This window comes from Desulfovibrio porci, assembly GCF_009696265.1.
Lineage (GTDB): Bacteria > Desulfobacterota > Desulfovibrionia > Desulfovibrionales > Desulfovibrionaceae > Desulfovibrio > Desulfovibrio porci.
Map to the genome: position 1 here is coordinate 193572 of NZ_VUMH01000005.1, position 15297 is coordinate 208868.

At 63.9% G+C, this 15297-nt stretch carries 8 protein-coding genes; 7 read left to right on the plus strand and 1 reads right to left on the minus strand.

Annotated features, from left to right (window positions below; genetic code table 11):
* Nucleotides 1–236: 236 nt before the first annotated feature.
* The 6 genes from FYJ44_RS06955 (at nt 237) to FYJ44_RS06980 (ending at nt 12614) form a co-directional block, all read left to right on the plus strand.
* A complete protein-coding gene (locus FYJ44_RS06955) occupies nt 237–6149 on the plus strand; it encodes an alpha-2-macroglobulin family protein (RefSeq protein WP_154510581.1) in 5913 nt (1970 codons plus the stop codon).
* A 28-nt stretch (nt 6150–6177) separates the two neighbouring features.
* Complete coding sequence (gene pbpC / locus FYJ44_RS06960) at nt 6178–8481, plus strand: penicillin-binding protein 1C (protein WP_229772572.1); 2304 nt, start codon at nt 6178–6180, stop codon at nt 8479–8481.
* A gap of 136 nt (nt 8482–8617) precedes the next feature.
* Nucleotides 8618–9589 (plus strand): AEC family transporter, encoded by a 972-nt coding sequence (locus FYJ44_RS06965; protein WP_154510585.1) that lies wholly within the window; start codon nt 8618–8620, stop codon nt 9587–9589.
* A gap of 78 nt (nt 9590–9667) precedes the next feature.
* Nucleotides 9668–10750, plus strand: coding sequence for a DctP family TRAP transporter solute-binding subunit (locus FYJ44_RS06970; RefSeq protein WP_154510587.1), 1083 nt, complete (start codon nt 9668–9670; stop codon nt 10748–10750).
* 85 nt (nt 10751–10835) lie between these two features.
* A complete protein-coding gene (locus FYJ44_RS06975; RefSeq protein ID WP_154510589.1) occupies nt 10836–11306 on the plus strand; it encodes a TRAP transporter small permease in 471 nt (156 codons plus the stop codon).
* Between the two features lie 9 nt (nt 11307–11315).
* A complete protein-coding gene (locus FYJ44_RS06980) occupies nt 11316–12614 on the plus strand; it encodes a TRAP transporter large permease (RefSeq protein WP_154510591.1) in 1299 nt (432 codons plus the stop codon).
* Nucleotides 12615–12771: 157 nt separating this feature from the next.
* Here the strand turns inward: FYJ44_RS06980 and cfa are convergent, their stop codons facing one another.
* Nucleotides 12772–13878, minus strand: coding sequence for a cyclopropane fatty acyl phospholipid synthase (gene cfa, locus FYJ44_RS06985; RefSeq protein ID WP_154510593.1), 1107 nt, complete (start codon nt 13876–13878; stop codon nt 12772–12774).
* A gap of 328 nt (nt 13879–14206) precedes the next feature.
* Here cfa and rfbB point away from each other — a divergent pair, with 328 nt between their 5' ends.
* A complete protein-coding gene (gene rfbB / locus FYJ44_RS06990; protein ID WP_154510595.1) occupies nt 14207–15286 on the plus strand; it encodes a dTDP-glucose 4,6-dehydratase in 1080 nt (359 codons plus the stop codon).
* Nucleotides 15287–15297: the final 11 nt, after the last annotated feature.

The following is a 15297-nucleotide window of genomic DNA, read 5'->3' on the forward strand; positions in this document are numbered from 1 at the left end:
GGAGATTAGCACCTGAACCATAGCGCCCGCAAGCAATGTGATTTCATGCCCCGGAGCCGGGTTGATGTTCCGGAACTACATTTTCCGCATGCTTTTTCCCCGGCACTATCCCGCGCGTGGACGGCTTGACGGGGGTTCCGCCCTCATGCGGGCCGCACCGCACTTGACAACAACCTAACTTCGGGCAAGTTGAAAATAAAATCGGCATCCGTCCACCTCCACCCAGGAAATTCCGCATGTCCGCATCCGCCTTCTTTTCCGGCCCTGTGCGCAACCGGCTTGTTTTCACTTTTCTGCTGTTCTTCCTGACCGCGGGCAACGCCTGGAGCGCGCCGGAAGTCAGGGCTCCGGACTCGCGAAACGTCGGGGGTCTGATCAGCTACTGGCGCTTTACCGCTGCTGCCGGACAGCCCGGCGGCAATGCGGCACTGGACCTGCGCTTCACTCCGGACAAGCAGAAATGCCGGGAAGCCTACGGCGAGGACGGCGAAGCGGTCTGCCGCCGCAATTTCGGCAGGCGGCCCGCGCCTGAAGTGACGCTTCAACCGTCCCTGCCGGGCCGCTGGGAATGGAGCGGGGACCGCCTGCTCTTTTTCCCCGAAGAGATCTGGCCCGTGGACACCGCCTATACAGTGGACATCAAGAAGTCCCTGCCGCCGCGTATGGCTGTGGCGGGCCCGGTGACGTTCCGCAGTGCCCCGTTGCGCGCGAAAATCTCGGGCAGCTTCAAGTTCGACCCCGAAAATCTTAAAACCATGGCCGTCAGCGGCGAAATGCGCTTCAACGCGCCCGTGGACCGCGAGGCGGCCCAAAGCCGTTTCAGCGTCAAGATTGAGGGCGACGGCCTGCTGCTGGGCGACCCCATATTGCATTTTAACGACAGGGGAGACCGGCTGGACTACAGCCTGCCCGTGCTCGAACTGGCAAAAGCCGACTCCGGCCTGCGCATCTCCCTGGCCCCCGGCTTCACCGCCGTCAGCGGCGGCCCCGCCTCCAGGGGTGAGGACTTTTTTATACGTCTGCCTTCAGCCGACAAGCTCTTTGAATTGAAGACCGGCAGGCTCGACGCCGTGACCCGGCCCGATCTGCGGGCGGAGATGGTGCTTTCCCTCCATTTCTCTCTGCCGGTCAAGCCCTCGGAAGTTCTGGACAAACTGGATCTGCGCCTTTTGCCGCCGGACGCAAGCGCCATGGACGCGACAACGGGAGAGAAGCAACCCGCGGAAGCGGAAAACGAAGAGAACGAAACAAGAGAAGAAAACCCGCCCGCTTCAGCCTGGACCCTGGAACGAGTTACGCCCGAAGTGATTGCGCAGGCCACCCGGCTCAGGCTCAGCCCGCCTGATGATGAAGACAAGCCGTCCACGGATATTTTCCTCGCTGTTGACGACAATCTTGAGCCGGGCCGCAGTCTGCTGCTGCGCCTGCGGCAGGGTATGGTCAGCGCCTCCGGCCTGCGATCCTCCGAAGAAAGCCTGAAGCTGCTGCAAGCCCCCGCCTTTCCCGAAGCCCTGCGCATCATGCAGAAAGGCGGCGTGCTGGCGCTGACCGGAGACGCCGTGGTATCCGTCTACAGCCGTAACCTAGACGCCGTGGACTATGAAGTGTCCCAAATCCGGCCCGAATTTCTCAACACATTTCTGTCGGCCAACCTGGACCAGCTGGATTATGACGCCTACGACTACGACCAGCCCTATGCCGGCGGCCGCCCGGATCTCGACAACCTGAGCGTGGTCAACCGGGGCAGCCTGCCGCTCCGGCGGCGTGACGCCATGTCCGCCCAGTTCAGCGCGCTCAACCTGCGCCCCCTGCTCCGTGACGGCCGGAAGGGTCTGTTCTACCTCAGCCTCACGGGACGGCGCGACGGACGCGCTGTGAGCCGGGAAAACCGCTTTGTGCTGATGACGGATCTGGGGCTGATCCATAAAACCGCCGCCGGGGGCGGCGGCGCGGTCTACGCTGTGAGTCTGGCCGACGGCAGGCCGCGCGCCCAGGTGAACGTCCAGGTGATCGGGGTCAACGGCCTGCCCGTGTTCAGCGCCAAAACCGATGCGCGCGGCAAGGTGAATCTGCCCGCGCTCACGGGCCTCACGCGGGAAAAAAGACCGCTGGCCCTGACCGCTGCGCAGGGGAGCGATCTGGCCTTTCTGCCGCTGGAGCAATACGCGCGCAAGCTCAACTATTCGCGTTTCGACGTAGGCGGCAACCGGCTTTCCGATCAGGGACTCAATGTCTACCTGTTCAGCCAGCGCGGCGTCTACCGCCCCGGCGAGAGCCTGCACTTCGGCTACATGGTCAAACAGGGGCAATGGGGCTCCACGGATCTCACGGGTCTGCCGCTGACGGCCACCCTGTACAATCCGCGCGGCAACGAGGCGGCCTCCAAAAAGATCACGCTCACAGCCGACGGCTTCGGCGAACTCACCTTCCCCCTGGAAACCACGGCCCCCACCGGGCCATGGGAACTGCGCCTGCGCACCGGCGCCGACAAGCAGCGCGGCGAAATCCTGCGCGTGACACGGGTCATGGTGGAAGAATTCCAACCCGACACCCTGCGCCTGCAATTGCGGCTCACTCCCGGCGTCGGCAAGGGCTGGCTGCGGCCTCGGGATCTGGCTGAAGGTCCGGGAGGCAGCCAGGACGAAGGCCTGTCCGCGCGGGTCAACCTGGTCAACCTGTTCGGCGCGCCTGCCGTGGACCATGAGGTGAAACTGCGGCTGCACTTCGCACCCGCCGCCTTTGCCTTCCGCGACTATCCCGACTACCGCTTTTACAATGCGGCCCAAAGCATGGCCGGAGAACAGACGGAACTGCCCGGCCAGCGGACCGACGCCCAGGGTGACACCGTGTTCTCTCTGGATCTCGCGGACCATGCCCACTCCACCTTTCAACTGACCGCGCGGGCCGAGGGCATGGACGCCGCCGGAGGCCGCAGCGTCATGGCCGACGCCTCTCTGCTCTTTTCGCCATTGGACGCCGCAGTGGGCTGGAGCAGCGATGCCGACCTGGGCTATCTGCCCCAGCACGGCAAAGCCCGGCTGAATCTTCTGGCCGTGGATCATACGCTCAAGGCCGTCGATCTGGGCGAGTTGGAACTGACATTCGTGGGCATCAGCCATACCCGCAGTCTGACCCGCGACAGCAAGGGCCAGTACCGCTATCAGAACCTGCCCCGGCGCAAGACGCTCGGCACGCAAAAATTGCGTCTCGACAAAAAGACTTCCGTGGCCCTGCGGCTGGACGAGCCGGGCGCGCACCTTCTGGAAGCCCGCGACAGCAAGGGCAATCTGGTGCTGCGCGTGCCCTATGAGGTGGCGGGCACGGCCCAGGCCCGCCTGGGCGAAGAACACGAAGCCCGGCTCACGGCCCGGCTCAGCAAACAGGACTACGCCCCCGGCGAAACCATGGAGATTTCACTGAATACGCCCTATAAAGGCGCGGGCCTGATTACCGTGGAGCGGGAGGACGTGCTCGCTGAAACCTGGTTCACGGCCCAGGCCGGACAAAGCGTGCAGCGCCTGCCCCTGCCCAAGAATCTTGAAGGCCGGGCCTACTGCAATATCACCTACTTCCGCGCTCTGGACGATGCGGACATCTTTACCAAGCCCCTGGCCGTCGCGGTGCTGCCGTTCAGCGTCAACATGCGGGGACGGGATCTGGGGCTGAGCGTGCGTACCGAGGCGGATGCCGCGCGCGTTTCCGGGGCCGCCGTTCCGGCCGCCGAACAGGTGGTCAGGCCGGGGGCCGACCTGCCCGTGCGGGTGCGCGCCGCCCAACCGGGCAAGGCTATTGTCTTCGCCGTGGATGAAGGCATTTTACGGCTCACCTCCTATGCCACGCCAGATCCTTTGCGGGCTCTGCTCGGCGACCGGGCCCTGGAGGTGGGCACCTATCAGTATTTTGACCTGCTGATGCCCGAATACCGGCATCTGCGGGATATGATTTCCGCCTTCGGCGGCGGCGAGGAAGCCGCATCCGCATCACCCGGACAGCAGGCCGCCTTGGGGCAGAACCCGTTCCGCAGGCCCGGCGAAGCCCCCATGATTTTCTGGTCCGGCGTGCTTGACGTGGGGCCTGAGGACAGCCTGGTCAACATCCCCATCCCGCCGCAATTCAACGGCAAACTGCGGATCATGGCCGTGGGCTGCGCGCCAGGAGCCGTGGGCGCGGCCCGGACCGAGGCCGTATCCAGAGCGGAAGTGGTCATCCAGCCCATGCTGCCGCTCTTTGTGACGCCCGGCGATGTCTTTGAGGCCGCCGTCAGCCTGACGGACATGCTGGAGCGTCCGGCCGGTCAGGAGAACACGCCCCGCCGCCTGGCCCTCAGCGTGCGCGGCGACGGCGGCTGCACGCTGCTGGACGCCCTGCCTGAAGCCCTGACGCTTGAACCGGCACGGCAACAGACAGTACGCCTGCGCTTCCGCGCCGAGGATCTGCCCGGCGGGCATAACCTGCACTTTACCGCCACGCCCCTGCCCGGTCAGCCGGGCGAAGCGGTCACGCGGCCCGTGGGCCTTTCCATCCGCCCCGCGCTGCCGCGTTCCACGGATGTGCTTCTGGGCCGGGCCGGGCAGGCTCCCTATACGGCGGAGGCCAAGTTGCCGCGCCGCCTGTACCCGCAATTCGCGGAACTGCGCGCCTCGCTTTCCGCCCTGCCGCTGCCGCCGGCCCACGGCCTGATGCGCTGGCTGGCGGCCTATCCCTATGGCTGCACGGAACAGCGCGTCAGCGCGGCCTTCCCTGATCTGGCCCTTCTGACCCGGCCCGAACTGACGCCGCCGGATGCCGCATATACTCCGCAAAAAATCCGCGCCTGGGTGCTGGAAACCCTGCGGATGCTCCAGGCCCGGCAAGCGGACGAGGGGCGTTTCGCCGCCTGGCCCGGGGGAGGCCGGGGCGATCTCTTCCTTTCCGCCTATGCGGCGGACTTCCTGAGCACAGCCAGAGCGGCGGGCCTGTCCCTGAGCGACGGTCTGGACAAAGGATTTCTGGAGGCTCTGGAAGAAGAGGCTATGCGGAGTCCCGACAGCCTCGCCGATGCGCGGGTCAAGGCCTATGCGGCCTGGGTGCTGACCCGCAACGGCGTGCTGACCAGCAATATTCTGGCCACGCTCACGGCCTGGCTGGACCGCTATGCGCCGGACCAGTGGCGCGGCGATCTCACAGCCGTGTTCATGGCCGGCAGTTGGAAGCTGATGAAGGAGGACAAACTGGCCGGTGAACTGATCCGGAACTACCGGCCCGAGGCCGCACAGGCATTCCGGGCGGACTATCCCTTTGACGGCTTGAGTTCCAGGGCTTTTTTCCTCACAGTGCTGGCCGGGCAGTTCCCCGAGGAACTGCACAGTAAAAAAGCTCAGGAGATGCTCGACGACATCTTCAGCCTGACGGCGCAGCGGCGCTACACGACCATTTCGGCGGCGCAGACGGCCAGAGCGCTGATGGCCTACAGCCAAGGGCTGGACGCGGGACTGGCGCGGGCCGAGGTCAAGGGCCTGACGCGGGCGGACCCGGCGGATCAGGAGGGACAGCCGCCCGCCCTGCCGCCGCTCCAGGGCAAGGGTGTGCGGGTTCTGGCCTTGGACAGCGAAAGCGGCGCAGACTCCCGCAATCTGCTGAACCAATTGGCTGGACTGAGTTTCTCGGCGGATGCGCCTTTCTTCTGGCAGATGGAAAGCGTCGGTTTCGGCCGGGATCTGCCCACGCAGGCCGTCAGCAAGGGGCTCAGCGTGCGGCGCGAACTGCGCGCGCCCGACGGCGGGCCCGTCACTGTCCTCCGGCGGGGCGACGAAGTGGTGGTGGCGCTCACGGCCCGCGCTTTTGACGTGACGCGAAAAAATATCGCTCTGGTGGACATGCTGCCCGGCTGCTTTGAATTTGTGGTCAGCCATGGCGGACAAAGCGCGGAGCTGCGTACGGATCAGGGCCGGAACCGCAAAGACCGGGATATGAACCCCGCCTATGCCGAACGCCGGGAGGACCGGATGCTGATCTTTGCGGACCTGCCCACGGACGAACGTACCTTCCGCTACCGGGTCAGGATCACAGGGCGTGGCGAATTCACCTGGCCGCCCGCGCAGGCCGAGGCCATGTACGATCCGGAAGCTGGGGCGCTGAGTCTGCCGGAGAAGATCGTCATTGAGGAATAAACGCCGTCCGGGCGGGAGGCTGGTCTTTATGGGCCTCCCGCTTTTGCTCTGTTGCGCGGCCCTGGCTTTTGCTCTGGCGCTGTACGCCACGCCCAGACCGGATATATACGGCCGGGCGGGCTTTTCGCGCTCTTTTCTGGACCGCCAGGGCCGTGTGCTGCGCATCACCCTGGCCCCGGACGGCGCGTACCGCATTTTTACGCCCCTGACGGCCCTGCCGCCGGAACTCATTGAAGCCACCCTGCTCTATGAAGACCGTTTCTTTTTCCGCCATCCCGGCGTCAATCCGCTCTCCCTGCTGCGCTCCGCGGTCAGCATGGTTCTGGGCGGCCGCCGCATGGGCGGCTCCACCATCAGCATGCAGGTGGCGCGCCTGAGCGGTAAATTCTCCACGGCCAGCATCCCCGGCAAACTGCGCCAGATCTGGCACGCTCTGGCGCTGGAGCGGCATTACGACAAGGATGAAATTCTCGAAGCCTACCTCAACCTCGCACCCTACGGCGCCAACGTGGAGGGCGCCGGGGCGGCGGCGCGCGTCTGGTTCCACAAGGAAGCGGGCGAACTCAGCCTGCCAGAAATTCTGGCGCTGGCGCCAGTGCCCCAGCACCCGGCGGCGCGCAATCCGCTGACAAGCCGGGGGCGCGCCCTGTCCCAGGCCCGCGCGCGCCTGGACAAAATCTGGCGGCAAGCCCATCCCCGGGCCGCCGGTCAGGGGCTGCCCGATGTCCCCCTGCGGGTGCACGGGCCCTCGGAGCTGCCCTTCGCCGCGCCGCACGCCGTGGACAGTCTGCTGGCCGCGCCGGATCTGCCGCAGGGCGATATCGTCACAACACTGGATCTCGGACTGCAGCGGCTGCTGGAACGCCAGTTGCGCCGGGCTGTGGAAGCCGGGCGGCTGTGGGGCATGGACAATGCCGCCGCCCTGCTGCTGGACTGGAGCAGCGGTGAGATCCTGGCCCTGGCGGGTTCCGCCGACTATTTCAACGCCGCCATCCAGGGGCAGGTGGACGGCACGGCGGCGCGGCGCTCTCCCGGCTCCACTCTGAAGCCTTTTATTTACGCCCTGGCCCTGCAGGAAGGGCTGATCCATCCGGAAAGCCTGCTTTCCGACACGCCGCGCGTATTCAAGGGCTATGAGCCGGAAAATGCCGACGGCGGCTTTCGTGGACCCGTCAGCGCGCGCATGGCCCTGCTGGGCAGCCGCAATATTCCGGCCATCAGTCTGGCCGGTCAGTTGCCCGCGCCGGGCCTGTACGGCTTTTTGCGCAAGGCCGGAGTGCGTTTTGAGCACGGCCCGGAGCATTACGGCCTGTCTCTGGTTCTGGGCGGCGCGGAGGTCAGCATGCGCGAACTGGCCGGGCTGTATGCCGTTCTGCCCAACCGGGGCGTCTGGCGCGCGCCCATGCTCCGCCGGGACGAAGCCGCGCCGGAGCCGCTTCCACTGCTCAGGGCGGAAGCGGCCTTCGTGGCCCTGCAAATGCTGCGCGCTCCGTCGCCCCAGGGTTTCGACCGCACGCCCGTCTACTGGAAAACCGGCACCTCCAACGGTCTGCGCGACGCCTGGACCGCCGGAATTTTCGGGCCCTACGTCCTGGTGGTCTGGGTGGGCCGTTTTGACGGCGCGTCCAATCCCGGCTTCAACGGCCTGCACGCGGCGGCTCCCGTTTTTTTCAGTATCCAGCGCGCGCTGGAAGCCCAAAGCCCCCCCGGCGCGCCAGCCGACCCCGGCGCAAACGCCGACGGGCTGAAGGTCCGCCGCATCGCCGTCTGCGCCGCCACGGGCGATACCGATCTCAGCCTCTGCCCGGAACCCTCGCGCCAGACCGGCACATGGTTCATTCCCGGCGTCTCTCCCATCCGGGATTCCGGCATTCTGCGCCGCATTCTGGTGGATGAGGTCACCGGCTTCCGCCAGTGCCGGGCCGTGCCGGGCCGCACCCGTGAAGTGGTCTGGGAATTCTGGCCCGCCGATCTGCGCCGCCTTTTCACCCAGGCCGGGGTGCGCAAGCCTGCCGCGCTGCCTCTGGCCCCGGAGTGCCGCGATACGGACGCGCCCTGGCAGGTTCCCGGACGCGCCCCGCTGATTTCCTCGCCCAAATCCGGCCTGATCTATACGGCGAGCCTCGGAAATCCGCAAAAAATCCCTCTGCTGGCAGACGCCGATGCTGACGCGGATTGCGTTTACTGGTTCGCGGGCGCCCGCTACCTGGGCCGCAGCGCGCCTGATGAACCGCTGTTCTGGCAGGCCGCGCCGGGCGTCACCCGGCTCACGGCTGTGGACGATCTGGGCCGTTCCAGCAGCGTGCGGGTGGTCACGGAAAGCGTGCCGTAGCTTTCGGCCACGCCGGAGGAGCCGGACTCTCCCGCCGACCGGCTTTGACAAGAGGGCGGCAAGCCCATATTCTGTTCCGTCTTTTTGCGTTGATTTTCTCCGGGAAAAATTCCCTTACCGTCTGACCGGATTGTGCATGGACAGGTTGCTGCTCACTCTCGGGATCATCTTTGTCAGCCTGACGGCGGGTTATGCCTTCCGGCACGCCGTCGCTGCCGGGCGTGTCCGCCTTTCCGGAGAAGCCCTGGTCCTTGCGCGCCGACGCCTCCAGACAACGGCGGTTTTTGTGCTCATTCCCGTGTCCGCCATGCTGTCCCTCTGGGGTCTGCCCTCGCCGGACACGCGCCTGCTGGCCCTGCCGCTGCTGGGCCTGACCGCCTGGGTCTGGGGCGGCGCGCTTTCCCTGCTTTTCGCCCGCCTGCTCAAGCTGGACCGCGCCCAGACCGGCAGCCTGTACTGCTGCGGCACGTTCACCAACATCGGCGCCGTGGGCTCGCTGGTCTGCGTGCTTTTTCTGGGTGAAAGCGCCATTGCCCTGGTGGCCCTGTACCGGCTTTGCGAGGAGCTGTTCTATTTCAGCGTTTCCTTTCCCATCGCCCGCTGGTACAGCCGGGAGAACGACGGGCGGCGGCTTTCCTTCCGCAATCTGCGCTTTGATCCCATTTTGAAAGTCGTGCTCAGCGCCCTGCTGCTCGGCATCGCGCTCAACCTGCTGCATGTGCCCCGTCCGGAATTCTGCGGGCATCTGGCCTCCGGCTTCATGATTCTGGCCACAGTGCTTTTTCTGTTCGCCATCGGCCTGAGCCTGAAGCTGGCGAGTCTGACCCGCTATACGCGCCAGAGCCTGGCCGTGTGCATTATAAAATTCATCGGCGTGCCGCTGCTGATTACCGGCCTTGCCGAGTGCATCGGCTACGGAGCCATCGACAACGGTCTGCCCCTGAAAGTGGTGGCTGTGCTCTCGGCCATGCCCGTGGCCATGACCGCCCTGGTGCCGCCGTCCCTGTTCCGCCTGGACCTGGACCTGGCCAACGCCTGCTGGATTTTCAGCACCCTGGCTCTGGTGGCGGTGCTGCCCGCTCTGCTCGTGATCCTGCCGCTGCTCTGACATCCCGGCGCGCCAACGTCGGCGCGCCTCGAAGGGGAGTCAGGCAGCGTGGAAACGTCATCCTGAGGAGGTTTGAAGATGAAACGCTTTTTACACTGGAGCGCCCTGGCGCTCTGCGCCTGTCTGCTGGCCGCTCCGCTGCCGGCCGCGGCCGCCCCTTACAAAGCCGAATACAAACTGAGCGTGGTGCCCGGCGCCACCTCCGGCTGGGGCATGACCGCCTCGTATTTCGCCGATCTGGTGCGCGACCGTTCGCAGGGGCGCATCAACATCAAGGTCTATCCCTCCAGCCAGTTGCTGGCGGGCAAGCAGACCTCGGAATTTCTGATGCTGCGCAACGGGGCCATTGACTTCGCGCTGGCTTCGACCATCAACTGGTCCCCCCAGATCAAGGAGCTGAACCTCACGGCCCTGCCCTTTCTGCTGGCCGTCCAGCCGGACCGCTACAAGGCCATGGACGCCATCATGGCGGGCAAATCCGGCAAGATGATGGTGGACGCCATCGAGAAAAAGGGCGTGAAGATCATCGGCTGGGCCGAGAACGGCTTTCGCGAAATGACCACCGGCAAAGGTCCCATCACCACCCCCGAGGACATGAACGGGCTCAAGATCCGGGTGGTGGGCAGCCCCATTTTTATTGAGACCTTCCGCGCTCTGGGCGCCAATCCCGTGAACATGAACTGGAGCGAAGCCACCACCGGCTTCCAGCAGGGCGTAGTGGACGGGCAGGAAAATCCCACCAACGGCATCAACATTCCCCTGAAGATCTGGGATTTTCACAAGTATCACTGCGACTGGCACTATATCATCGACCCGCTGCTCATGGGCGTGAACCCCGCGGTCTGGCAGAGCTTCAGCCCCGAGGACCGAAAGCTGCTCAGCGAATGCGCCGCGGAAACGGAAAAATACGGCAAGGCCCTTTCCCGCCTGGGCATGGACGACGGCGCTTCCTTGGCCTATCTCAAAAGCATCGGCAAGCTGCCCGCAGTGACCGAACCCTACGCCTTCATGGAACAGCAGGGCATGACCGTCACCCGGCTGAGCCCGGAACAGATCGCCAAATTTTCCGAGGCCACCCGAAAGGTGCGCGAGGACTGGACCGCCAAGATCGGTCCGGAGCTGGTCAAGGCCGCTGAAGCGGACATGGCCGCCGTCAAATAGATTCTGAGAATGATGGCGCGGGAACCGGGGAAAGCCCGTTCACGGAGGGCTCCCCCGGCTCCCGCGCCGGAATGTGGAGATCGGCATGTTGCGTTTTCTGGATACGCGCTTTGAGGAGATTCTGGGTTCGCTGTTGCTGGCGGTCATGGTAAGCATCGCCTTCATCAATGTGATCGTGCGCTACTGCACGTCTTTTTCTTTTGCCTGGACCGAGGAACTGACCATCAATTTCTTTGTCTGGGTAGTGCTGCTGGGCACGGCGCGCTCCTTCCGCGAGGGCGGGCACCTGGGCATGACCCTGCTGTACGAGGCGCTGCCGCGCAACGCGCGCCGGTTCTGCTACGGGCTGACCATACTGCTCTGTATCGCTTTTTTCGGTGCGCTCTGCTGGACAGGCACGCTGGAAGTGCTGGACGAGTACGATCTGGAATCCATTTCCGAATCTCTGGGCATTCCGGTCTGGTGGTACACCATCGCCACGCCGCTTTTCTCCCTGCTGATCATTTTCCGCATGCTGCAACGCTCATACGCTGACCTGCGTTCGGGCAACTACTAGGAGGCGGCCATGGAAACGACGCTGTTTCAGGATCCCGCCTTCTGGCTGCTCACGCTCTTTCTGATCCCCCTGCTACTGCGGGTGCCCATCGCCCTTTCCCTGGGTTTCGCGGCCCTGGTGGTCGTCTGGAAATGGGACATGGGCTTCAGCATGCTTTCCTACAATTTTTTCGCGGGCATCGCCAAATTTCCCCTGCTGGCCATCCCCTTCTTCATCCTGGCCGGCTACATCATGGAGCGCGCTGGCATCGCGGCGCGCATCGTGGCCCTGATGGAAGCCCTGACCGGTTCCATGACCGGCGGCATGGCCGTGGCAACCGTGGCCGTGGCAACCTTCTGGGGCGCGGTGAGCGGCTCGGGCCCGGCCACTGTGGCCGCCCTGGGCCTGATCCTGATTCCGGGCATGGCTCTGGCCGGTTACGACAAGGCCTTCGCCGCGGCCACGGTGTCCGTGACTTCAGGGCTGGCCATCGTCATTCCGCCGAGCATCGCCTTCATCGTCTATGGCGGCGTGGCCAATGTCTCGGTGCCCGCGCTGTTCGCGGCGGGCTTCATCCCCGGCGTCATCGTGGCCCTGTTCATCATGGGCGCGGTGCTGATCATTTCGCGCAAAAAGGGCTATCGCGGCGCAAAGTGCGGCCGGCCCGTGGGCAAGGCCTTCCGCGAGGCTTTCTGGGGCGTGATGACGCCGGTGGTCATTCTCGGCGGCATTTACGGCGGCGTGTTCACCCCCACCGAGGCCGCGGCGGTGGCTGTGTTCTACGGCCTGTTCGTGGGCGTGTTCATTTACAAAACCATCAACAGCGTCGGCATGCTGTTCGAAATTTTCTCCGCCAGCATGCGCGCCACGGCCGTGGTGATGATTGTGGTGACCTGCGCGGGGCTTTACTCCTGGGTGGCGTCCACTGTGGGTCTGGTGGAAAAAGGCTCGGCGGTGCTGCTTTCGCTGTCGGACAATGAGTGGGTCGTGCTGCTGATGATCAACATCATCCTGCTGCTGGCCGGCATGCTGCTGGACGCCATTTCCATTTACTACGTCTTTCTGCCCTTCATGCTGCCCATCATGGCCCACTTCCAGTGGGATCCCATCTGGTTCGGCATTATGATGACGGTCAATCTGGCCGTGGGCCAGGTGACGCCGCCCGTGGCGGTCAATCTGTACGTGGGCGCCAACATCAGCGGACTGAGCATGGAGCAGATCAGCAAATCCGCCCTGCCGCTGATTTTCGCCTCCCTGTTGGCTCTGATCATCATCATACTGTTCCCCCAGCTTTCCACCTTTCTGCCGCGCCTGCTCGGCCTGTCGTAGCGCGGGCGGGAGCTGAAGCGGCGGCCATCCCCGCGCATCGGAAAAAGTGAGAGGCGGACCTTGCCGTAACGCATGGTCCGCCTCTCACTGCCTGGAGCGCTTTCTGACAAAAATCTCGAATCAGCCTGCAAACAAGGATTCGCCCGGAGTTGCGGGGTCAGGGACGGCGATAGCCGTCCGTAACGCCGTGCGGGCTGAGAACGATCTGCCACAACTGCAGATCCCGGGCGCGGAAGGCCCCGGCGCAGCTCAGCAGGTAATAGCGGAACATGCGGAACATGCTGTCCGTGCAGGTAAATTTGCCCTCTTCCCGTCCACGGCTGAAATTTTCAGCCCAGGCCATCAGGGTTTTGTCATAATCGACGCCGAAATTGTGCCAATCTTCCATGACGAAGCGCCCGGAAACGGCATCGCCAATCTGGCCGATGCTGGGTAGAATGCCGTTGCGGAAGATGTATTTTTCAATCCACGGATCCACGGAAAGCCGTTTCTGATTGGCGCCGATGGTGTGCAGCAGAAAAAGGCCGTCCTCATGGAGCAGGTTGCGCGCTGTTTCCATGAACACAGTATAATTCTTGTGCCCCACATGCTCGAACATGCCCACGGAAACAATGCGCTCATACTTGCCGGTCAGGGAGCGGTAGTCTTTCAGCAGCCACTCCACGTCAAGGCCTTGGCCGCGGCTTTCGGCGTATTGGGCCTGAGCCCAGGAAACCGTGACGCCCGTCACATGCACGCCGCTCCGTTTCGCCATATAACTGCCCAGACCGCCCCAGCCGCAGCCGATGTCCAGCACGCGCATGCCCGGCTTCAGCCGCAGCTTGCGGCAGATCAGCTCCATTTTATCCAGTTGGGCCTGTTCCAGGGTGTCGGCGTGCTCCCAATAGCCGCAACTGTACTGCATGGCCGGGTCCAGCATGGCTTCAAACATGTCGTTGCCGAAGTCATAATGCCCCCTGGCCACCATGCGGGCGCGGGCCACGCTTTGCAGATTGCGCAGCGCATAGGCGGCAATGCCCAGCAACACCGGCAGGGTGAGGCGGAAATGCTTTTCCAGGTCGCCGCGCAGAACCCGGCAGAAAAACTGGTCCAGGGCCGGGCAGTCCCACCAGCCTTCCATATAGGCTTCCCCCAAACCCAGGCTGCCCTGCCGGATGACCCGGCCCCAAAGGCGATCGTCATGTACCTGAATATCCCACGGCCGGGTTCCGTTTATCCGGACGTCAATCTTGGCCAGCATCTCCTTGATGACCGACTCGTTCATGGTGATGGCTCCATATGCTTTTTCCGCCGCTCCGCGTTGTCAAAAAGCCGCCGCCGAAAAAGAACAGCGGGAACAGAAAGGAAGTCCGGAGGCAACGGCTTTTTTATAGGCTGTAACCCTTATTCATTGGACTTATCCCCATACCGCCCTGTTGACAAGAGGATTCCGTCACGAAATATCATGATATTTAACATTGTTAGATAAATATAGCATAACGATGAGCTTGTGCATAACACAAGCGGCCGCACCGCGCCGCGCTCTTTGCCTTGCGGAACGGATTTTGCTATCATCAGCCAATAATACACAGTTTGTTCCACAGGACGGATTGATGACACATACTCTTCTGGTTACAGGCGGCGCGGGCTTCATCGGCTCGGCCGTGGTCCGTGAAGTGCTTGCGGCCAGCGCTTGGCGTGTGGTCAATGTGGATAAACTCACCTATTCCGGCAATCCGGCTTCCCTGGCCGATGTGGCGGACAATCCACGTTACCATTTCATCCGGGCCGATATCGCGGACGCCGCGGCCATGCGCGCGGCCTTTGAAATTTTTGAGCCGGACGCGGTCATGCATCTGGCCGCGGAAAGCCATGTGGACCGCTCCATCGACAGTCCTGCGGCTTTTCTTGAAACCAATGTGCGCGGCACGTTCACCCTGCTGGAGGAAGCCCGCCGCTACTGGAAAAATCTGAGCGCCACGGCTTCCCCCAAAGCCCGGGATTTTCGCTTTCATCATATTTCCACCGATGAAGTTTTCGGCGATCTGAGCGGCGGCGAGGATTTCTTCACTGAGGAAACGCCTTATGCGCCCAGTTCGCCCTATTCGGCCAGCAAGGCGGCTTCGGACCATCTGGTGCGGGCCTGGCAGCGCACTTACGGCCTGCCCACCCTGGTGACCAATTGCTCCAACAATTACGGTCCGCGCCAGTTCCCGGAAAAACTTATTCCCCTGACCATTCTCAACGCCCTGGCCGGACGGGAACTGCCCGTCTACGGCGACGGCGGCCAGATCCGCGACTGGCTTCATGTGGAGGATCACGTGCGGGCTCTGCTGCTGGTCCTGGCGCATGGACGCGTGGGCGAAACCTACGCTGTGGGCGGGCATTGCGAGCGGCGGAACATCGACGTGGTCCATGCCATCTGCGACATTCTGGAAGAAATGGCCCCTCAAAAACCGGAAGGCGTCAGCCGTTACGCGGATCTGATCCGCTTTGTACGCGACCGGCCGGGCCATGACGGGCGCTATGCCATTGACGCATCCAAGATCGCCGCGGAACTGGGCTGGCGGCCACGGGAGACATTCGCCACCGGCCTGCGCAAAACTGTACGCTGGTATCTCGACAATGAACCCTGGTGGCGGGCCATACTGGACGGCACCTACCGTTGTGAGCGCCTGGGAACGCAGGTCTGAGGGAACATCAC

Coding starts and splice junctions, on each gene's coding strand:
- pbpC (WP_229772572.1), top strand. CDS start 6,178: ATGGGCCTCCCGCTTTTGCTCTGTTGCGCGGCCCTGGCTTTTGCTCTG.
- FYJ44_RS06965 (WP_154510585.1), top strand. CDS start 8,618: ATGGACAGGTTGCTGCTCACTCTCGGGATCATCTTTGTCAGCCTGACG.
- FYJ44_RS06970 (WP_154510587.1), top strand. CDS start 9,668: ATGAAACGCTTTTTACACTGGAGCGCCCTGGCGCTCTGCGCCTGTCTG.
- cfa (WP_154510593.1), bottom strand. CDS start 13,878: ATGAACGAGTCGGTCATCAAGGAGATGCTGGCCAAGATTGACGTCCGG.
- FYJ44_RS06980 (WP_154510591.1), top strand. CDS start 11,316: ATGGAAACGACGCTGTTTCAGGATCCCGCCTTCTGGCTGCTCACGCTC.
- FYJ44_RS06955 (WP_154510581.1), top strand. CDS start 237: ATGTCCGCATCCGCCTTCTTTTCCGGCCCTGTGCGCAACCGGCTTGTT.
- FYJ44_RS06975 (WP_154510589.1), top strand. CDS start 10,836: ATGTTGCGTTTTCTGGATACGCGCTTTGAGGAGATTCTGGGTTCGCTG.
- rfbB (WP_154510595.1), top strand. CDS start 14,207: ATGACACATACTCTTCTGGTTACAGGCGGCGCGGGCTTCATCGGCTCG.